A 20201-nucleotide genomic window follows, 5' to 3' on the forward strand; every position below is an offset into this window, starting at 1 on the left:
TATCCCTTATTTAACCGCCAGCATGGCAGCGAAGTTGAAACATTGAAACCAAACTGTGCTGTGTTTAAAACCCGCTTTTTCAAAGCGTTGCTGGTGCGCTTCCAGGGTATCGACTTTCATCACGTTTTCGATGGCCGCACGCTTTTGGCTAATCTCTAGTTCGCTGTAACCATTAGCTCGTTTGAAGTCATGATGCAGGTCAATGAGTCGGTCATTCATTTGAGTATCAGGGTGGCGAATTTTCTCTGAAATTAATAATGCACCGCCTTTATTCATACCGTTAAAAATGTTTTGAATAACCTCGCCCCGTTTATCTTCCGGAATAAACTGCAGAGTGAAATTTAAGACCACAACCGATGCGTTTTCTATCGTAGTTGCTGTTAAATCCTGGCAAATAAGCTCAACCGGGACGTCACTTCGATAACCATCCAGATGCAGCTGTGCACGCTCAATCATAGGTTGAGCGTTATCAATACCAATGATTTTACAATGCTTGGTGCGCTCACACCCTTTACGCATAGCCAGCGTTGCCGCGCCGAGAGAGCAGCCAAGATCATACAGATGACTGTTAGGTTGAACGTACTGACTGACAAGCTGTGGCAATGTCTGCAAAATACTTGAATACCCCGGAACCGAGCGATTAATCATGTCGGGAAATACTTCAACCACATGCTGGTCAAAGCAGAAGTCCGAGATACTGGGTAACGGTTTTGAAAAGATGGTGTCGTGTTGCGTCATAAAATTTACTTTTATTCGATAAAGGTCTCAGATTTATTGGCATTTTACCGATAAATGATACTGACGCACAGGTCATATTGGACTAAAATCTGAGCATAACTGATGGAGAGAAAACATTGAACCGAGCTTTAGCGATAGTCAGTGTCATTTTAGCTGCGTTAACTGTTTTATTATCGAACGGTTATGCTGGAGAAACAGAAGGTTGGCTGGAAGATTATAAAGAAATTCGTGTTGGTGTGCCTGAACAACTGGCACCTCTGATTTCGATAAAAAATAGTCAAGCTGAGGGCCTGGATGTCGATCTGGTCAAGAAGTTTACCCGTGAATTCTCCGTTAAAATTATCTGGAAACCCTGCGGGCATTGGCAAGACTGCCTGAATGCTATAAAAAGTAAAGAAATTGATGTTCTTACCAGTGTGTCGTATTCAGTTGAACGTAATCAGTTCATGGATTTTACGCAGCGCTACTGGTCAATGCCCTGGGCCGCTGTTTCGCTGAATGGCCAACAAGTGAGAAGTGGAAGTATTGGTTTAAAACAGTTAAGTAATAGCAAAGTTGGAGTTGTTGAAGGTTACAGTATCGAGTCACAGATTGCTCAACTAAGTGGCACTCAACTCATTCAGGTTGATGATATCCAGCAAGGGATGAGCTTGTTCCGTAGCCGCGCCGTTAACTTTTATGTAGATGGCTTGCCGATGTTGGTTCACGAGTTGCAACAAAAACCCCTGCCCTCGGCTGAACTTTCCGTTATCGATGATGCACAAGGCGAAGCGCTCTATTTGGCAGTACGCGATGACTGGAAGCCTTTGGTTATGGCGTTAAATCAAGGTATTGACAGTGTTTCCGATGACGAGCGCAGTCAATTAAAACAAAAATGGTATGGTTTTGAGCTGGAACAAGGCTGGAGTCATGAAGAGCTGCTGGATATTGCGATGAAGGCCGGCTCGGTTGTATTGTTAATTATTGTCGGTTTTGCGGTTTGGAACAGCCGTTTACGTAAAGAAATTAAATTACGGAAAGCGGCAGAAAGACAAATTCGACATGTTGCGACGCATGATGAATTAACGGGGTTACCCAACCGGAACTTAATGCGAGACAGGCTTGAACAAACGCTTAGTCAAAATGAAAGGACAAAAAAACTATTTGCGGTCCTGTTTTTAGATTTGGACGGCTTTAAAAAAATTAATGATGACTTTGGTCACAGTTTCGGTGACGAATTGCTGGTAAAGGCTGCACATAGAATGAATAGCCTGCTGCGTCGCTCCGATACGGTTTGTCGTCACGGCGGTGATGAATTTGTGGTTATTCTTCCGACAGCAGACAGTGTGGGCTCAGCGCTGGCGGTATCACGCAAGCTGGTAGTGCAATTAGCAAAGCCTTACAAAGTAAAGAAAAAGTCGCTTGATATTAGTGTTTCAATTGGTGTTAGTTTATACCCCCAGCACGGCTTGACGGTGGATGAGTTATTACGCTCTGCGGATAAAGCGATGTACCGGGCAAAAGCGGCTGGCAAAAATGATGTACGTCTTGCTGGCGACGACGGATGACATTCGGCGTCAGTCCGCTATAATGTTGCGCTTCATGAAAACATTCATTGCAACAGCTAGCAGGATAAACGCGCATGCGAACTCATTACTGTGGACAAATTAATGCTGAACTGGCGGGACAAGAAGTCACGCTGTGTGGTTGGGTCAACAAACGCCGGGATTTAGGTGGCTTAATTTTTATTGATTTGCGTGACCGGGATGGGTTGTTGCAGGTTGTTTTTGACCCGGACCAGCAAGCTTTATTTGAGACAGCGAACAGCTTGCGTCAGGAATTCTGCGTGCGCTTAACCGGCAAAGTTAACCGTCGTCCGGAAAGCCAGGTCAACAAAAACATGTCAACCGGCGACGTTGAGCTGTTGGCAGCTGACTTAGAAATTCTGAGCCGTTCTGAACCCCTTCCTATCGATTTTAACCAGCAAGTGAGTGAAGAAGCGCGCTTGCGTTATCGTTACCTCGATTTGCGTCGTCCGCAAATGAACGAAAAGCTGCAGTTTCGCGCCAGGGTAACCAGTGCCGTACGCCGCTTTTTCGATGAAAATGGCTTTCTTGATATTGAAACGCCGATGTTAACTCGCGCAACCCCGGAAGGCGCGCGCGATTATTTAGTACCAAGCCGCACACACAAAGGTCGTTTTTTCGCGCTGCCGCAAAGCCCTCAGCTCTTCAAACAGTTGCTGATGATGTCCGGCTTTGATCGTTACTATCAGATTGTTAAATGTTTTCGTGACGAAGACTTGCGTGCTGACCGCCAGCCTGAATTTACTCAGATAGATATTGAAACCTCGTTCATGAGTGCTGAGCAGGTTATGCAAATTACCGAGCAAATGGCGCGCGAGCTATTTAAGCAATTACTGGATGTGGATTTAGGCTCGTTTCCAAGTATGACCTGGCACGAAGCAATGCGTCGTTTCGGTAGTGACAAACCTGATTTACGTAATCCGTTAGAGCTGGTTGATGTTGCTGATGTCTTAAAAGATGTAGAGTTTAAAGTATTCTCTGGCCCGGCGAATGATGACGATAGCCGTGTGGCTGCTATTCGCTTACCAGGACAAGCTGAAAATGTTTCGCGCAAAATGATTGATGAATACACGCAGTTTGTTGGTATTTATGGTGCGAAAGGTCTGGCGTGGATTAAAGTGAACGACCGCGGTGCCGGACGTGAAGGCTTGCAGTCACCAATTCTTAAATTCTTACCCGATGAGGTGATTGAGCCTTTGTTGGAGCGTACACAGGCACAAACCGGCGATGTATTGTTCTTTGGTTCGGACAAATCGCACGTTGTTGCTGAAGCTTTGGGGGCGTTGCGCCTGAAGCTGGGTGAAGAGTTTGAGCTGGTTAGTAACGAGTGGAAGCCATTATGGGTGGTTGACTTCCCTATGTTTGAAGTGGCGGACGACGGCAGCCTGGCGGCGTTACACCACCCATTTACGGCACCGGTTAATGTGACTCCCGAAGCGTTAAAAGCGAATCCGGCAGCGGCAATTTCTAATGCTTATGACATGGTATTAAACGGCGTTGAACTCGGTGGTGGTTCAGTTCGTATCCACGAGAATGCTATGCAGCAGGCTGTGTTTGAAGTTTTAGGTATTGAGAAAGATGAAGCACAAGAAAAATTCGGCTTTCTGCTGGAAGCGTTAAAATACGGTACGCCACCACACGCAGGCTTAGCTTTTGGTTTAGATCGCTTAGTTATGCTGATGGTTGGCGCAAGCTCCATTCGTGACGTTATCGCCTTTCCCAAAACAACCACCGCGGCCTGTGTTCTGACCGATGCTCCCAGTGCTGCAAACCCGGCTGCATTGCAAGAGCTGGGCGTAAAAAGTATTGTGAAGAAAGACGAGTAATCAACAGAGGTGAAATATGGCTGGTCATTCCAAATGGTCTAATATTAAGCACCGCAAAGCCGCGCAGGACGCTAAGCGCGGCAAAATTTTTACCAAGCTAATTCGTGAAATTACGGTCTCTGCGCGCGAGGGCGGTGCAGAGCCTGAAACCAACCCGCGTTTACGTGCCGCTATCGATAAAGCTTTATCGAATAATATGAAGCGCGACACCATTGATACCGCGGTTAAGCGCGGATCAGGCGATTTGGAAGGCGATAACGTTGATGAGCTGACCTACGAAGGCTATGGCCCCAGCGGTGTCGCTGTGTTGCTGGAATGCATGACTGACAATCGCAACCGAACGGTTTCTGATGTTCGCCATGCCTTCAGTAAACTGGGTGGCAATTTGGGTACGGATGGCTCGGTTGCCTATTTATTTAATAAGAAAGGGGTTATCAGTTACCCACAGGAGGTCACCGAAGAACAGGTCATGGAGCCGGCTTTAGAGGCCGGAGCGGAAGACATTATTGCTTATGACGACGGTAGTATTGATGTGATGACGACACCTGAGAACTTTGGTTCGGTCAAAGATGCCCTGGATGGTAAAGAATTGAAAGCCAATAACGCCGAAGTGACGCAGGTTCCGGATACCCGGGTTGACCTGGATGAAGAATCGGCGCGAACGTTTTTAAAACTGCTGGATGCGTTGGAAGACCTGGACGACGTGCAAAACGTTTATCATAACGCCGATATCTCGGATGAGATCATTACGCGGCTGGACGATTAAGTGGCAATTATTCTGGGTATTGACCCGGGGTCAAGGCTGACAGGTTATGGTGTGATAGAGCACCGCGCGCGGCAACTGAATTATCTTGGCAGCGGTTGTATCAAAGTTATTGGTACTACTAAGGAACCTTTAACACTGGCAGAAAAGTTGCGTCGCATACATGACAGTGTCAGCGAATTAATTACTCAGTTTAAACCTGACGAGTTTGCGATAGAACAAGTGTTTATGGCTAAAAACCCCGATTCGGCATTAAAACTCGGGCAAGCCCGGGGAGCCGCTATTGTGGCGGCGGCATGTGCTGAATTGCCGGTAGCTGAGTATTCGGCACGTCAAATTAAACAGTCTGTAGTGGGTAATGGTGGTGCGGATAAACTGCAAGTGCAGCATATGGTGATGGCGTTACTTGACTTGCAGCGTTGCCCACAAGAAGACGCAGCCGATGCGCTGGCGGTTGGCTTGTGTCATGCTCACAGTTCGCAGAACTTGATTAAAATGGCAGGCGCAGCGCGTAAAACAGTTCGCGGACGTTTGCGTTAACGGAGTGAAAAAGTGATAGGTCATATTCAGGGCGTTCTTACCAGTAAACAACCACCCGAAGTCGTACTTGACGTACAGGGAATCGGTTATGAAATTCAGCTACCGATGACCTGTTTCTATCAATTGCCAGCGGTCGGTGAAACCATAAAACTGGTAACCCATTTTGTGGTGCGCGAAGATGCGCAGTTACTGTATGGCTTTATTTCAGTTTCAGAACGTTCGCTGTTCCGGTTGTTGCTGAAAACTCAGGGTGTGGGGCCGAAACTGGCTTTGGCAATTTTGTCTGGCATGTCAGCAGATGAGTTTGTGATGGCGGTCAATCAGAACGATGTTACTCGTTTAGTGAAATTACCCGGGGTGGGTAAGAAGACAGCCGAACGCCTGGTGATTGAAATGCGCGACCGGCTTAAAGATTGGCAGCCAGCTACACCGTTTACCGACAAAGCCCCCGTTGATAGTCAGGGAGGGGATTCCAGAGAACATCCTGCCGATGCACGAACCGATGCTATCAGCGCTTTGCAATCACTTGGCTATAAGGATAATCAAGCTGAAAAAGCCTTACAAAGAGTGTATTCTGCAGAACATAACAGTGAGACTTTAATTCGACTGGCGTTAAAGCAGCTGTCGTAAGGACCCTCTATGATAGAAGCCGATCAAATACCCACTCAGCGTCTTATCGAACCCGAGGTGCAAGGCGAAGATGAGACGGTTGACCGCGCTATACGCCCTAAAGCCCTGGCAGACTATACTGGACAGAAACACGTTGTTGAGCAAATGGGGATTTTCATTGAGGCGGCTCGTAAACGTCAGGAAGCACTTGATCATCTGTTGATTTTTGGTCCTCCCGGGTTGGGTAAAACAACTCTGGCGAACATTGTCGCTAATGAGCTGGACGTGAGTATTAAAACAACCTCGGGGCCGGTTTTGGAAAAAGCCGGAGATTTAGCGGCACTACTGACTAACCTTGAAACGCATGATGTTTTGTTTATTGACGAAATTCATCGGTTAAGCCCGGTTGTAGAAGAAATTTTATATCCTGCCATGGAAGATTATCAATTAGACATAATGATAGGTGAAGGTCCGGCAGCGCGCTCTATCAAACTGGATTTACCACCTTTCACCTTAATTGGTGCTACCACCAGAGCGGGCGCATTAACCTCGCCGCTGCGGGATCGCTTTGGTATTGTTCAGCGCCTTGAGTTTTACGACGTTAACGAGCTGACAGATATTGTGGCCCGTTCAGCGCATTTTATGAATGTCCGCATGTTAAATGGTGGAGCCCGTGAAATTGCCCGTCGCTCCAGAGGTACACCACGTATAGCTAACCGGCTGTTACGCCGGGTACGGGACTACGCCGAAGTCAAAGGCAATGGCGATGTCGATGAGGAAACAGCAAATGCCGCTTTGACCATGGTAGATGTCGATCAGGCCGGTTTTGATTATATGGACCGAAAACTGTTGCTGGCGATAATGGAGAAATTTATGGGCGGGCCGGTAGGATTAGATAATTTGGCGGCAGCTATTGGTGAAGAAAAAGATACGATAGAGGATGTGCTGGAGCCTTATCTTATTCAACAAGGGTTTCTTCAGCGTACGCCTCGTGGACGAATGGCGACACCTCGTGCTTATCAGCACTTTGGATTACAGCCTGAGAAATAACAAATACCAGAGATTACATAAAAAAAGCCCGCATAATGTGCGGGCAAACAGAACAACAAGAAGGAAGTTAAATCCAGGGAACAGTTTATTCATAAACAATCTAAGAAGAAGGGACAACCAATCTCTTCGTCTCTGATATATTGAGTATTATACGGTTAAGAGAGTTCTGATCAAACAAGAAAAATTAGATATTCGCATTACTAAAATTAATGTGTAGTTGCTTTTTCTTGATTGAAAAAAGAACAGTATATTTATAACAAAACAAAAAAACCTATAAAAAACATTGTGTTGTTATTTAATTGTTTCAATTCTGTCATAAAAAAAAGTCTGCTGATAAAATAATCAGTGGCAGTTATAGGGTGTTCTTTACAAAATATTACGCAACTGTAACTTTTCGGAACTTTACTTGAGGTGGTAATGTCTCACTGTAACTTTGAATGGCCTGTTCGGGTTTACTACGAAGATACCGATGCTGGTGGTATCGTTTATTATGCAAACTATCTCAAGTTTATTGAAAGAGCACGAACAGAGTGGTTAAGATCTTTTGGGATTGAACAGGATACCTGGTTGGCTCAAAATATAGCTTTTGTCGTTCGTAAGGTAGAGTTAGACTTGCGGCAGGCGGCTCAGTTTAATGCCGAGCTAACAGTAACGGTCAACGTTAAAAAGATAAAGAAGGCTTCATTGGTTTTCGAACAAAAAGTGTTGGCGAAGGATGGTAGTATACACTGTCAGGCGGTAGTGCTCGCTGCTTGCATTGATAACAAGGCAATGCGGGCTGTTGCTATTCCGGAACCGATAATTTCGCGTATTCAGTCAGGGGTTTAAAGCGTGCAAGCAGAGTTGTCGTTTATTGATTTATTCATGCAGGCCAGCTTATTGGTTAAGTTGGTGATGGTAATGTTACTGGGCATGTCGGTGTGGTGCTGGGTGCTGATTTTTCAGCGCAGGAAAGTGTTAAAACAAGCACGAAACGATGCACTGAAATTTGAAGATCGCTTTTGGTCGGGTGTTGATCTTGCGCGCCTCTATCAGGAAATCTCTGCTCGTGCAAAAAATGCACGTGGTATGGAGCTGCTGTTTCATGGAGGCTTTAAAGAATACGCACGACTGCGTAACCATTCCGCGGCAAAAACTGAAGTTATGCTGGAGGGGGCTTTTAGAGCGATGCGTGTGGCTCATGCCAGAGAAACGGAAAAGCTGGATAATCATTTAGGTATTCTTGCGACTATTGGTTCGATAAGCCCTTACATAGGCTTGTTTGGAACAGTATGGGGAATAATGAACGCCTTTATCGCATTAGGTGCGGTACAGCAGGCAACCTTGGCTATGGTTGCTCCGGGAATTGCAGAAGCACTTATCGCCACTGCTATGGGCCTTTTTGCTGCAATACCTGCCGTTATTGCTTACAACCGATTCACCACAACTGTGGAAAAAGTTGATAATCAGTATATGAACTTTATTGATGAGTTCATCTCGATTTTACAGCGACAATCGTCGGCTCAGGCTGATAAAAGTAAAGCAGAGGGCGAAACGGTATGATGGTGATGCCGCGCAAACGTCGTAAACCGGTTGCGGAAATTAACGTCGTTCCATATATCGACGTGATGTTGGTTTTGCTGATCATATTTATGGTAACCGCGCCGTTGATCACTCAAGGGGTTAAAGTTGACTTGCCAAAAGCAACGGCCGAGCCTCTTGCTGAGGAGAGCAAACCGCCTTTGGTTGCATCAGTTGATGCCGAAGGACAGTACTACCTGAATCAGGGGGACAGTAAAGATACTCCCATGCAGGCAGACGAGTTAGCGACGTTGGTGGCTGCACATCTGCAGGTTGAACCGGACACTCCGGTAATGGTTAATGGAGACGGTTCGGTATCTTATAATCAAATTGTACAACTGATGGTATTACTGCAAAGAGCAGGCGTACCATCAGTTGGTTTAATGACAGATTCGTCGGATAATTAGTTGTGGAAAAATCAGACAGTTTAACCTTACCGCTGATATATTCGATTGTCATACATGTTGTGATAGCCGCTGTTTTGTTGTTCAGTTTTGAATTTACTCCGTCAACGCCTGACGTGATGGAAGTAAACCTTGAGCAAAGCAAACTGGATATGTCGGAAGAAATTGTGAGTGCGGTAACCGTCGATAAGTCCAAAGTTCAACAACAGGCGGATAAAATTCGTCAGCAAAAAGCGGAGCAAGAAGCGGCAGAGCAACGCCGGCTTGAAAAGCTTGAGCAGCGTGCCGCAGAAGCCAGAAAAGCCCGTGAGCGGGAAGAACAACGTAAAAAAGAAATTGAACGACAGCAAGAGTTAGAAAAAAAGGAAGCGGCAGAAGCTCGTAAGCAGGCTGAGCGTGAGAAAAAAGAAGCCGAGCGTTTAGCGCAAGAACGTGCAAAAGCTGAAGCAGCAGCAAAAGAAGCGGAACGGCGTAAACGTGAGGCTGAAGAAGCTGAGCGTCGTGCAGAAGAAGAACGCCGTAAACGCAAGGAAGCACAGCGCAAGCGCGAACAGGAGCAGCGTGAAGCAGCAGAGCGCGAAGCTCAATTGCAAAAGGAAATGGAAGACGAGCGCGCTCGTCGGCAGGCAGCTCGCCGTCAGCAAGTATTGAGTGAAGTTGAAAAGTATCAGGCATTAATTCAGCAAACCATTCAGCGAAACTGGAATGTTGATGACTCCATGCGCGGCAAATCATGTGAGTTGACCATTCGTGTAGCGCCTAGTGGGTTCGTTAAGTCAGTTGATACCGGCAGTGGTGATGCCAATGTGTGTCGCTCCGCGCAAAATGCGGTATTAAAGGCGACAACGCTACCGGTTTCTGAAGATCCCGAAATTTATGAACAAATGAGTACAATAAAACTGACTGTTAAACCGCAGTTGTAACAAGGTGAACGATGAAAAAAATATTAATTAACAGCATATTGCTCTTTGTCGCGTTAACAGCTTTTGCTCGCGCCGGCGTACTGGAAATCGTCATCACGGAAGGTATCGATACGGCGCGGCCTATTGCGGTTGTGCCTTTTCAGTGGAAAGGTGAAGGAGAAGCGCCCAGCGAACTTACCGATGTTATTGCCGCCGATCTCATGCGCAGCGGCAAGTTTAACCCGATTCCTTCAAATGCTATGCCACAGCGTCCTGCTGCTGACGGTGATATTGACTACTCTGCATGGGCAAAAATGGGGGTAGAAGCGATTTTAGTCGGTTCAGTCGAGCCTTATTCTATTGATCGCTACATGGTTAAATTTGAAGTCATTGATGTACTCAGAGGTCAAATTACGGGTGGCAACTCGCAAATGCTTAAAAATGGCGAACTGGTACAGAGTAATGATCATATCCTTGATTCACGCTCTAGTGTTATTGATGGCGATCAGTTTCGTTCTTATGCACACCGTATTTCGGATGTTGTTTATGAAGCACTAACGGGAGAACGCGGTGCCTTTATGACCAAAATCGCCTATGTCACGGCGAATCACGATGACCGGTATCCTTACAAATTAGCGGTAGCCGATTACGATGGAGCTAATGAAAAAATTCTGTTACGCAGTCCTGAGCCGTTGATGTCGCCTTCGTGGTCACCTGACGGAAGTAAGCTGGCTTATGTGAGTTTTGAAAACAAAACGGCAGAAATATTCATGCAGGATATTTACACCACCCGCCGGGAAAAGCTTACGTCGTTTCCGGGGATAAACGGTAATCCTGTTTTCTCGCCAGATGGCAAAAAATTAGCTATGGTTTTATCGAAGGATGGTAATCCGGAACTTTATGTGTTCGATATCAATACTAAGGACTTGCAACGTATTACTCGTAATCGTAGGATTGACACAGAACCTAACTGGACACCAGACGGTGACTCTTTAGTGTTTACCTCAGAAAGAGGTGGCAGACCGCAACTATATAGCGTAGATTTATCATCAGGTCAGGTTAGACGTTTAACCTTTGAAGGTGAACAGAATTTGGGTGGTACAGTATCACCGTCTGGCAAAGATATGATTTTAGTTAACAGAACACGTGGCAATTATCATATCGCTAAGCAAGAGTTCCCACGTGGAACGATGCAAGTTTTAACAAAAACGACATTGGATGAGTCACCCAGCGTGGCGCCAAATGGCAGTATGGTTATTTACAGTACAACGTACAACAATATGCAAGTACTGGCTTTGGTTTCTACCGATGGACGTTTTAAAGCACGATTACCGGCAACCGATGGTGAAGTTAAGTCACCGGCTTGGTCGCCATTTATGTAAAAAAAAGCCTGAATAATTGAATTGTTCGATAAAACGATAAGGACGAAAAGGATGCAGCTTAATAAACTTTTTAAAGCTCTGGCAATTGTTGTACCAATGGCAACTTTGGCCGCTTGTAGCTCAAACCAGGAAACCGGTTCAGGTGCGGGCGCAGGTCAACAAACCAATCAACAAGCTGAGCAAGACTCTGGCGTTGAAGTTGGTGCGGCAGAACGCGCACAAACGATGGAAGAAAAGCGTCAAGAAAAAATGGAAGCGTTACGTAAAGAACACATTGTTTACTTCGCTTTTGATACATCTAACATTCAGTCAGAATATACTGAATTATTGTCAGCTCACGCTGACTACTTAGTGAAAAATCCTTCTGTAAAAGTTGTTGTTGAAGGTCATACTGATGAACGCGGTACGCCTGAATACAACATTGCATTGGGTGAGCGTCGTGCCCAGGCAGTTGAAAGTTACCTGCACAACTTAGGTGTTCAGGATTCTCAAACTTCGACGGTTTCATATGGTGAAGAGAAGCCAATGGTAAACGAGTCAAATGAACGTGCCTACGGTAAAAACCGTCGTGCCGTTTTAGTTTACTAATCTAAGATCTAAGAATACGGATAGTTCATGAGAAAAACGCTGTTAGCTGTATGTTTGTGTGTGCCTGGAACTGTTATGGCTCAGGCTCCGGTTTCAGGATTGTCATCTTCGGGTGATGTTGAGCAACAATTGGGGCAGATCGAGCGCATGCTCGAAGCTCGATCGAATGCTCAATTAAAAATGCTGAATCAGTTAGGCTCTTTGCAGCAAGATGTTGCTGAATTAAGAGGAATAACCGAAGAGCATGAGTATCGTCTCGAGCAATTATTAGAACGCCAGCGCGAGCTGTATCAGGAAATTGACCGTCGTTTCAGCAACTTGAAAGACAGTAGTCGTCTAAGTCGTAGTTCTGGTAGTGAATACAGTGAGCTCGATCAGGCTCCAACACAAACAAACAGTAGCAGCTATTCTCCAGACTTAAGTGAGAATGATGCTTACGATAAAGCTATAGGCTTAGTGCTTGAAGATAAGCGTTACGATGAAGCTATACCTGCATTTCAGTCCTTTCTGAAAAACTTTCCACGTTCGACTTATGTTCCAAATGCTCATTATTGGTTAGGTCAGCTGTTTTTCGCGAAACGTCAATACGACGAAGCGAAACAACAGTTTGAAATGGTCGTAAATGACTACCCTGACAGTAATAAACGGGGTGACTGTTTATTAAAATTAGGCGCTATTGCCCACGAGCAGGATCAATCGGCAGATGCTACTGCATATTACCGACAAGTCATTGAAGAATATCCTGATAGTACCGAAGCTAATTTGGCAAAACAGCGCCTCAACTAGTAACAACTAAGCAACATGTGTTCGTGATTTGAGCAGTTGCACGTTTTTTTTCAATTTTAAGTTGCATGCGCGCACTATTTCAGTAAACTATGCCGCCGTTGCCAAGCAGAATCGGTAACATTATTGGCGTTGGGTTGTTAGCTCAGTTGGTAGAGCAGTTGACTTTTAATCAATTGGTCGCAGGTTCGAATCCTGCACAACCCACCACGTCGCCAATAAAATAATTCTATCCAAGAATGGGTTGTTAGCTCAGTTGGTAGAGCAGTTGACTTTTAATCAATTGGTCGCAGGTTCGAATCCTGCACAACCCACCATCTTCTTTCGATTTACTTTGCTACAAGCCTATCTTGAATTTAGTTATAATAAGCCCCACCTAGTAAGAACACTTGGAAAATAAGCCCTGGTATCATGACCGAGATTCAAACACTGGATAATCTTGATTATACCTTTCCACCCAAACCTAACCCGTTAAGTGCGAAAGAGAAATCAGAAACAATAGATCGTATTAAGCAGCTTCTTGTCGACGAAGATGCTGTATTAGTGGCTCATTATTACACTGACCCCGATATTCAGGCATTAGCCGAACAAACCGGCGGCTGTGTGGCTGACTCATTAGAAATGGCTCGCTTTGGTCGTGATCACCCCGCAAAAAAATTGATTGTTGCAGGTGTTCGTTTTATGGGTGAGACCGCTAAAATTTTAACGCCGCATAAACAAGTACTGATGCCGACTCTGAAAGCGGAGTGCTCGCTGGATCTTGGTTGTCCTCCGGAAAAGTTCGCAGAGTTCTGTGATCAGCACCCGGACAGAACCGTCGTTGTTTACGCTAATACCTCGGCAGCAGTCAAAGCGCGTGCGGATTGGGTGGTTACATCGAGTATGGCACTTGAGCTTGTCGATCACCTGGACGCTAAAGGTGAGAAGATACTTTGGGCGCCCGACCGTCATTTAGGTGGCTATATTGCGCGTGAAACCGGTGCCGACATGTTATTGTGGCAGGGTGCTTGCGTGGTTCACGATGAGTTTAAAGCAAAAGCGCTTGAAGACATGAAAAAGCTGCACCCGGAAGCCGCTATTCTTGTACATCCTGAATCACCTGAAAATATTGTCGCTATGGCGGATGCTGTTGGTTCGACTTCTCAGCTTATAAAAGCCAGTCAGGAACTGCCGAACGAGACGTTCATAGTGGCGACTGACAAAGGCATTTTCTATAAAATGCAGCAATTGCAACCGAACAAAACTTTTATTGAAGCCCCTACCGCCGGAAATGGCGCAACCTGCCGCAGTTGCGCACATTGTCCATGGATGGCAATGAATGGTTTAAAAGCCATAGAAGAGGCGTTGAAAGAAGGTGGTCAGTTACACGAAATTCATGTAGATGAAGCCTTAGGCAAAAAAGCGATGGTACCACTGGACAGAATGCTGGAGTTTTCGGCAAGCTTAAAATAATTTATAAAGGCTCCTGCGGGAGCCTTTTTCATTCCCGCTTATACAAGACATTTATAGTCGCCATAAATGCATTACCTACCGAACAACACAACTGCATGCTAATCTAAGTTTATTGAATATTTATTCGGGTGGCATGTGCATGGGATTATATGATCCGGCTGAAGTTCGTGATAACTGCGGTTTTGGCATTATCACTAATGTGAATGGTGAAGCTGAGCAAGGCTTGATTTCCACAGCGGTAAAAGCGTTGGATCGTATGCAACACCGCGGTGGCATTGGCGCGGACGGCAAAACCGGGGATGGCTGCGGTTTACTATTGCAGATGCCTGAGCAATTTTTCCGTCAGTTTTCAGAAAAACAAGGCTGGCAGCTCAGCAAAAAGTTTGCCGTGGGCATGGTGTTTTTTAGTCGCGATAATGATAAATGCGAAACTGCTCGCCAGCTTATTGAGCAGGAACTGCAAAGAGAGACTCTTGCGGTTACTGGCTGGCGTAAAGTGCCGGTAGATAACCAAGTGCTGGGCGACGGTGCGAAATCCTCTGAGCCAGTTATTGAGCAGGTTCTGGTTTCTGCCCCTCCGGGTTGGCGAAAAAAAGATCTGGAAAGACGTCTGTACATAGCCCGGCGTCGCGTTGAAAAATTAATTCCTAATCAGGAAGAACTTTATATCGCCTCATTATCGAGCCTGGTATTGGTTTATAAAGGGTTGATGATGGCTGCGGACTTGCCCGCTTACTATGCTGACCTGGCCGACTCTGAGATGAAAACGTCCATTTGTGTTTTTCATCAACGTTTCTCAACCAATACCGAACCGCGCTGGCCTCTGGCTCAACCCTTTCGTTTTCTGGCTCATAACGGCGAAATTAATACCATAAGAGGTAACAGGCAATGGGCGCAGGCACGGGCCTATAAGTTCCAGACCCCGTTACTCGCAGATTTACAAGACGCTAAACCTTTGGTGGGTTTGTCCGGTTCAGATTCGGCTTCGCTGGACAATATGCTGGAGTTGTTATTAGCCGGTGGTATGGATTTATTCCGGGCAATGCGCCTGTTGATTCCGCCAGCCTGGCAAGGTGATGCAACGATGTCTGATGACATGCGCGCCTTCTATGAATTTAATTCTTTGCATATGGAGCCCTGGGATGGCCCGGCCGGGGTTGTGATGAGCAATGGCAGACATGTGGCCTGTAGTCTTGATCGCAATGGTTTACGCCCGGCTCGCTATGTATTGACCCGCTCTGGCGTTCTGACCATTGCCTCGGAAGTGGGTATTTGGGATTACGACGAACAGGAAGTGATAGAAAAAGGGCGTTTAGGCCCGGGTCAAATGATGGCGGTGGATACTTATACCGGCAAAATTTGGTACAACGACGAGATTGAAGATGAATTAAAACAGCGTCATCCTTACAAACAATGGCTTGAGCAACACCGTCGTCACTTAATTCCATTTGAGCGCAGTCATGCAGATAAGCTGGGTAAGCGTCTGTATGACGATGAAACCATGCTAATTCTTCACAAAGCGTATTTGTATTCTGAGGAAGAATTACAGCAAATTATCAGTGTGTTGGCTAAGGACGGTCAGGAAGCGGTGGGATCGATGGGCGACGATACGCCAACCGCGGTGCTGTCAAAGCAACCCCGTTTACTCTATGACTATTTCCGGCAGCAGTTTGCACAGGTCACCAATCCGGCTATCGACCCGATTCGTGAACGCCACGTGATGTCGCTTTCCACTATCGTTGGGCGTGAACATAATGTGTTTAATGAAGCCTCGGGTGATGCTGACAGGGTGGTGTTCGAGTCACCTGTGTTAATGTACACCGATTTAATGCAGTTACGCGAACTGGATGAAAAGCATTACCGCACAACAACTTTGTCGCTGGCTTTCAAGCCTGAAGAGTGCAATTTAAAACAAGCCATTGAGAATCTGGTTGAACGTACGAAAAGGGCTGTTAAGGATGAGCAAACCGTCATTTTAATACTGAGTGACAGAAATTTGCAGCAGGAAGAGTTGATGATACCGGCAGCAATGGCTGTAGGTGCAACTCAGCAGGCTTTAATTGCAGATGACTTACGTTGTGATTCAAATATTATTATTGAAACAGCGTCCGCGCGTGACCCCCATCATATCGCGGTTCTGATTGGTCTGGGAGCTACCGCGGTTTACCCTTACCTGGCCTATGAAACCGTCGAGCAACTGGTTGCCCGTGGTAAAATCGAATTAGCCATTCGAGAGGCACTGCTGAATTACCGGCAAGGACTCAATAAAGGTCTTTTAAAAATTCTATCAAAAATGGGCATAGCCACAGTAGCGGGGTATCGCGGTTCTTCTTTGTTCGAGGCCGTGGGGCTTAATGAGGATGTTCGTCGCAGCTGCTTTGCTAACGTACCTGCGCGTATCGACGGCACCGGTTTTGAAAATATCCAGCAGGACCTCCAACAAAGCTTTCATAAAGCCTGGTTAAAACGCAAACCGCTGGTTCAGGGCGGGCTGCTAAAATACGTACACGGGGGCGAGTATCACGCTTATAACCCGGATGTTGTTACCTCGTTACAGCGAGCCGTCATTAGCAAAGAACAGCGAGATTACGATGTCTATGCGAAGTTCGTAAACCAACGGCCGGTTACTCATCTTCGTGATTTACTCAGTATTAAGTTACCGGAGTCGCCTAAAATTGAAAAACACGACGTTGAATCAAAAGAAAATTTATTTCTGCGGTTCGATACCGCCGCCATGTCCATTGGAGCCTTAAGCGCTGAAGCCCACGAAGCTCTTGCCATAGCTATGAATCAAATTAGCGGACACTCTAACTCGGGAGAAGGGGGCGAAGATCCCAAACGCTTTAACAGCGCTAAAAATTCAAGAATTAAGCAGGTGGCCTCGGGGCGCTTTGGGGTGACACCACATTATCTGCTCAATGCCGATGTTATTCAGATAAAAGTGGCGCAAGGCGCTAAACCGGGTGAGGGCGGTCAGTTACCTGGCGAAAAAGTCACTGCAGAGATTGCGCAATTGCGCTATGCGGTGGCCGGCACAACTTTAATATCGCCGCCACCGCATCATGACATTTATTCGATTGAAGACTTAGCTCAGCTAATTTTTGATTTAAAACAGGTAAACCCTAAAGCTTTAGTCTCTGTAAAACTGGTTTCGACGCCGGGCATTGGCACTATTGCTACTGGTGTCGCAAAAGCTTATGCCGATTTAATTACCGTGTCCGGCTACGATGGTGGTACCGGAGCCAGCCCGATGACCTCGGTCAAATACGCCGGATCACCCTGGGAGCTGGGCTTAGTGGAAGTGCATGAAGCCCTGGTTGCGAATGATCTGCGCCATAAAATTCGACTACAGGTTGATGGTGGATTAAAAACCGGCATGGACATTGTGAAGGCGACTATTCTGGGTGCAGAGAGCTTTGGCTTTGGTACCGCTCCAATGATAGCTCTGGGCTGTAAATACTTGCGAATATGCCATCTGAACAACTGCGCGACGGGTGTTGCTACGCAGGACGAAACCTTACGTCGTGAATACTTTTCCGGGTTACCGGAGCGCGTTGTGACACTGTTTGAGTTTATGGCTGAGGAGGTGCGCGACATTCTTGCTCATCTTGGCTTGACTCAGTTAACCGATGCTATCGGTCGGGTTGATCTGCTGGAGCGCCTGCCGGGCGAAACCAAATGTCAGCAACAGTTACAGTTGAATGCGCTGCTCGATTCAGCAGGAGTCGGGTCAGAGTATTCATTATATTGTACGGCTAAGAATCCTCCGTTTGATGAGGGTAAGCTCAATCAGCGTTTACTGGCGCTTTGCAAAGATGCAGTTGAGGAGCGCCATGGTGGGCATTGGTCACTGACGATTCGCAATGACGACCGCTCGGTTGGCGCCAGTGTATCGGGTTACATTGCCAGTCGGCATGGAAATCAGGGAATGGCGGTTGCGCCTATTTCGTTCGGTTTTATCGGCACCGCCGGGCAAAGCTTCGGCGCATGGAACGCCGGTGGTTTAAAGTTGCATCTTACCGGCGATGCGAACGATTATGTGGGTAAAGGCATGGCAGGTGGCGAAATTACCATTAAACCGCCGGCAGGTTGCCGTTACAAAAGCCATGAAGCGGTAATTATGGGGAACACTTGCTTATACGGCGCTACGGGCGGAAAACTCTATGCTGCCGGTTGCGCAGGTGAACGCTTTGCGGTGAGAAATTCCGGCGCCACGGCAGTGGTAGAAGGTATTGGTGACCACGGTTGTGAATACATGACCGGCGGTATTGTGGTGGTGCTGGGGGATTGTGGTATTAACTTCGGCGCGGGCATGACCGGGGGTTTTGCGTACTTAAGAGACAACGACGGCGATTTGCACCGTCGGCTTAACCACGAACTGGTTGAAGCCGTTGCAGTGGATACCCCGATTATTCAGGAGCATTTACGCGGACTAATCCACGAGCATCATGAAGCAACCGGAAGCCAATACTCGCGTGAGCTTCTCCGCAATTTTGAGCAAATTGTTGACAGCTTTTATATCGTTAAACCGAAAACGGCCGATGTGAAAGAACTGCTGGGTCATAGGGCGCGATCAACCGCAGAGCTACGGGTGCAGGTGATGTAATGAATAAGAATATTTATCAGTTTTTAGATGTACAACGTATCGATCCGCCTAAACGCCCGGTTGAAGAACGCCGTATTGAGTTTAAAGAAATTTATAACCCCATGCCTGCGGTTCAGCTAAAAGGTCAGGCTGATCGCTGTCTGGACTGCGGTAACCCTTACTGTGAGTGGCAGTGTCCGGTACATAATTACATTCCTCAGTGGCTGGAACTGGCTAACGAAGGGCGGGTTATTGAGGCCGCTGAGCTGATGCACAAAACCAATAGCTTGCCGGAGGTGTGTGGCCGGGTCTGCCCTCAGGATCGGTTGTGCGAGGGCGCTTGTACGCTTAATGACGGCTTTGGTGCGGTAACTATTGGCAGTATTGAAAAGCAAATGGTCGACGAAGCCTTTAAACAGGGCTGGCGCCCAAATTTAAGCGGCGTTACGAAGCGCCGGGAACGCGTTGCGGTGATTGGTGCCGGGCCAGCCGGTCTGGCTTGTGCCGATGTATTGGCGCGTAATGGTATTAAAGCCGTGGTTTACGACCGCTATCCGGAAATTGGCGGGCTGCTGACTTATGGCATTCCACCTTTTAAGCTGGATAAAGCGGTAATGACTTTGCGGCGTGAAATATTTACTGACATGGGTATTGAATTCAAACTGGGTGTCGAGGTCGGTAAGGACATTGAATTTGCTGAGTTGGAAGCTGAATACGACGCCGTATTTCTGGCGTTAGGAACTTACAAAGCACTGGATGGGAAATTGAAAGGTCTGGACGCAGAGGGGGTTTATCCGGCATTACCCTTTCTCATTGGTAACACCCAAAAACTCATGGCTCATGAGCCGATGTCTGAGTACCCGCTCATTGATGTAAAAAATGAAACCGTGTTGGTATTGGGCGGCGGCGATACGGCCATGGATTGCGTCCGAACCTCAATTCGGCAGGGGGCGAAGTCAGTAGTTTGTGCTTATAGGCGGGACGAAGGCAATATGCCGGGTTCACGTAAAGAAGTACAAAATGCGCGTGAAGAGGGCGTGTCTTTTGAGTTTAACCAGCAACCGCTGGAAGTTATCACTGACAACTCGGGTAAAGTCAGCGGAGTGAAAATGGTGCGGACGGAACTTGGCCCGGCCGATGCAGATGGTCGCAGGCGCCCACAGCCGGTACCCGACTCAGAATTTGTGCTGCCGGCGACAGCGGTGATTATCGCCTTTGGTTATCAGCCAAATCCGCCACAATGGTTACAACAGCATAAAGTTGCCTTGAGCGACTGGGGCACCGTGTTAGCAACGGGGGATACCGAATTTGCCATGCAAACCAGTAACCCGAAAATATTTGCCGGCGGTGATATGGTTCGTGGCGCCGATTTAGTAGTAACGGCTATTGCGGAAGGGCGTGATGCGGCAGAGGGAATGCTGGATTATTTTGATGCCGGGTAATTTACGAGCAGA

At 46.9% G+C, this 20201-nt stretch carries 17 protein-coding genes and 2 tRNA genes; 18 read left to right on the forward strand and 1 reads right to left on the reverse strand.

The features are described 5' to 3' along the window. Positions 1-6 precede the first annotated feature (6 nt). The gene (gene cmoA / locus L8G48_RS00500; RefSeq protein ID WP_248262663.1) at positions 7-738 is read right to left on the reverse strand and encodes a carboxy-S-adenosyl-L-methionine synthase CmoA; all 732 of its coding nucleotides are present in this window, start codon (positions 736-738) and stop codon (positions 7-9) included. A 116-nt stretch (positions 739-854) separates the two neighbouring features. Between cmoA and L8G48_RS00505 the strand changes: the two genes are divergently transcribed. From L8G48_RS00505 to L8G48_RS00590, 18 genes are all read left to right on the forward strand, one after another. Next, the gene (locus L8G48_RS00505; protein WP_248262664.1) at positions 855-2285 is read left to right on the forward strand and encodes a diguanylate cyclase domain-containing protein; all 1431 of its coding nucleotides are present in this window, start codon (positions 855-857) and stop codon (positions 2283-2285) included. A gap of 74 nt (positions 2286-2359) precedes the next feature. After that, a complete protein-coding gene (aspS, locus tag L8G48_RS00510; RefSeq protein WP_248262665.1) occupies positions 2360-4129 on the forward strand; it encodes an aspartate--tRNA ligase in 1770 nt (589 codons plus the stop codon). A gap of 16 nt (positions 4130-4145) precedes the next feature. Continuing rightward, positions 4146-4895, forward strand: a complete 750-nt coding sequence (locus L8G48_RS00515) for a YebC/PmpR family DNA-binding transcriptional regulator (protein WP_248262666.1) — start codon at positions 4146-4148, stop codon at positions 4893-4895. Beyond that, positions 4896-5432, forward strand: a complete 537-nt coding sequence (gene ruvC, locus L8G48_RS00520; protein ID WP_248262667.1) for a crossover junction endodeoxyribonuclease RuvC — start codon at positions 4896-4898, stop codon at positions 5430-5432. A gap of 12 nt (positions 5433-5444) precedes the next feature. Next, entirely contained in the window at positions 5445-6062 is a 618-nt protein-coding gene (gene ruvA, locus L8G48_RS00525) for a Holliday junction branch migration protein RuvA (RefSeq protein WP_248262668.1), read from the forward strand. A gap of 9 nt (positions 6063-6071) precedes the next feature. Continuing rightward, positions 6072-7091, forward strand: coding sequence for a Holliday junction branch migration DNA helicase RuvB (ruvB, locus tag L8G48_RS00530; RefSeq protein ID WP_248262669.1), 1020 nt, complete (start codon positions 6072-6074; stop codon positions 7089-7091). 417 nt (positions 7092-7508) lie between these two features. Next, a complete protein-coding gene (gene ybgC, locus L8G48_RS00535) occupies positions 7509-7919 on the forward strand; it encodes a tol-pal system-associated acyl-CoA thioesterase (protein WP_248262670.1) in 411 nt (136 codons plus the stop codon). Positions 7920-7922: 3 nt separating this feature from the next. Further along, positions 7923-8633 carry a protein TolQ gene (tolQ, locus tag L8G48_RS00540; RefSeq protein WP_248262671.1) on the forward strand — a complete coding sequence of 237 codons (711 nt, stop codon included), beginning with the start codon at positions 7923-7925 and terminating at the stop codon, positions 8631-8633. Beyond that, complete coding sequence (gene tolR, locus L8G48_RS00545; RefSeq protein WP_248262672.1) at positions 8630-9058, forward strand: protein TolR; 429 nt, start codon at positions 8630-8632, stop codon at positions 9056-9058. Before tolQ ends, tolR begins: the two co-directional genes overlap by 4 nt. Positions 9059-9060: 2 nt before the next feature. Continuing rightward, positions 9061-9978 (forward strand): cell envelope integrity protein TolA, encoded by a 918-nt coding sequence (tolA, locus tag L8G48_RS00550; protein ID WP_248262673.1) that lies wholly within the window; start codon positions 9061-9063, stop codon positions 9976-9978. An 11-nt stretch (positions 9979-9989) separates the two neighbouring features. Beyond that, positions 9990-11339, forward strand: a complete 1350-nt coding sequence (gene tolB, locus L8G48_RS00555; protein WP_248262674.1) for a Tol-Pal system beta propeller repeat protein TolB — start codon at positions 9990-9992, stop codon at positions 11337-11339. A 51-nt stretch (positions 11340-11390) separates the two neighbouring features. Next, positions 11391-11927 carry a peptidoglycan-associated lipoprotein Pal gene (gene pal / locus L8G48_RS00560; RefSeq protein ID WP_248262675.1) on the forward strand — a complete coding sequence of 179 codons (537 nt, stop codon included), beginning with the start codon at positions 11391-11393 and terminating at the stop codon, positions 11925-11927. Between the two features lie 27 nt (positions 11928-11954). Continuing rightward, positions 11955-12713: a tol-pal system protein YbgF gene (gene ybgF, locus L8G48_RS00565; protein WP_248262676.1), complete on the forward strand. Its 759-nt coding sequence runs from the start codon at positions 11955-11957 to the stop codon at positions 12711-12713. Positions 12714-12844: 131 nt separating this feature from the next. Further along, a tRNA-Lys gene (locus L8G48_RS00570) sits at positions 12845-12920 on the forward strand. 31 nt (positions 12921-12951) lie between these two features. Beyond that, positions 12952-13027: transfer RNA gene (locus L8G48_RS00575), tRNA-Lys, on the forward strand. Positions 13028-13121: 94 nt separating this feature from the next. Further along, positions 13122-14162 carry a quinolinate synthase NadA gene (gene nadA, locus L8G48_RS00580; RefSeq protein ID WP_248262677.1) on the forward strand — a complete coding sequence of 347 codons (1041 nt, stop codon included), beginning with the start codon at positions 13122-13124 and terminating at the stop codon, positions 14160-14162. A gap of 139 nt (positions 14163-14301) precedes the next feature. Then, the gene (gene gltB, locus L8G48_RS00585) at positions 14302-18768 is read left to right on the forward strand and encodes a glutamate synthase large subunit (protein WP_248262678.1); all 4467 of its coding nucleotides are present in this window, start codon (positions 14302-14304) and stop codon (positions 18766-18768) included. Further along, complete coding sequence (locus L8G48_RS00590; protein WP_248262679.1) at positions 18768-20189, forward strand: glutamate synthase small subunit GltD family protein; 1422 nt, start codon at positions 18768-18770, stop codon at positions 20187-20189. The genes gltB and L8G48_RS00590 overlap by 1 nt, the downstream gene beginning before the upstream one ends. The last annotated feature ends 12 nt before the right edge of the window (positions 20190-20201 follow it).

This window comes from Idiomarina aminovorans, from assembly GCF_023155095.1.
Classification (GTDB): domain Bacteria; phylum Pseudomonadota; class Gammaproteobacteria; order Enterobacterales; family Alteromonadaceae; genus Idiomarina; species Idiomarina aminovorans.

Excerpts from the sequence above, each read along its gene's own strand:
- cmoA (WP_248262663.1), bottom strand. The coding sequence starts at position 738 with ATGACGCAACACGACACCATCTTTTCAAAACCGTTACCCAGTATCTCG.
- aspS (WP_248262665.1), top strand. The coding sequence starts at position 2,360 with ATGCGAACTCATTACTGTGGACAAATTAATGCTGAACTGGCGGGACAA.
- L8G48_RS00515 (WP_248262666.1), top strand. The coding sequence starts at position 4,146 with ATGGCTGGTCATTCCAAATGGTCTAATATTAAGCACCGCAAAGCCGCG.
- ruvB (WP_248262669.1), top strand. The coding sequence starts at position 6,072 with ATGATAGAAGCCGATCAAATACCCACTCAGCGTCTTATCGAACCCGAG.
- ybgC (WP_248262670.1), top strand. The coding sequence starts at position 7,509 with ATGTCTCACTGTAACTTTGAATGGCCTGTTCGGGTTTACTACGAAGAT.
- tolR (WP_248262672.1), top strand. The coding sequence starts at position 8,630 with ATGATGGTGATGCCGCGCAAACGTCGTAAACCGGTTGCGGAAATTAAC.
- tolB (WP_248262674.1), top strand. The coding sequence starts at position 9,990 with ATGAAAAAAATATTAATTAACAGCATATTGCTCTTTGTCGCGTTAACA.
- pal (WP_248262675.1), top strand. The coding sequence starts at position 11,391 with ATGCAGCTTAATAAACTTTTTAAAGCTCTGGCAATTGTTGTACCAATG.
- ybgF (WP_248262676.1), top strand. The coding sequence starts at position 11,955 with ATGAGAAAAACGCTGTTAGCTGTATGTTTGTGTGTGCCTGGAACTGTT.
- nadA (WP_248262677.1), top strand. The coding sequence starts at position 13,122 with ATGACCGAGATTCAAACACTGGATAATCTTGATTATACCTTTCCACCC.
- gltB (WP_248262678.1), top strand. The coding sequence starts at position 14,302 with ATGGGATTATATGATCCGGCTGAAGTTCGTGATAACTGCGGTTTTGGC.
- L8G48_RS00590 (WP_248262679.1), top strand. The coding sequence starts at position 18,768 with ATGAATAAGAATATTTATCAGTTTTTAGATGTACAACGTATCGATCCG.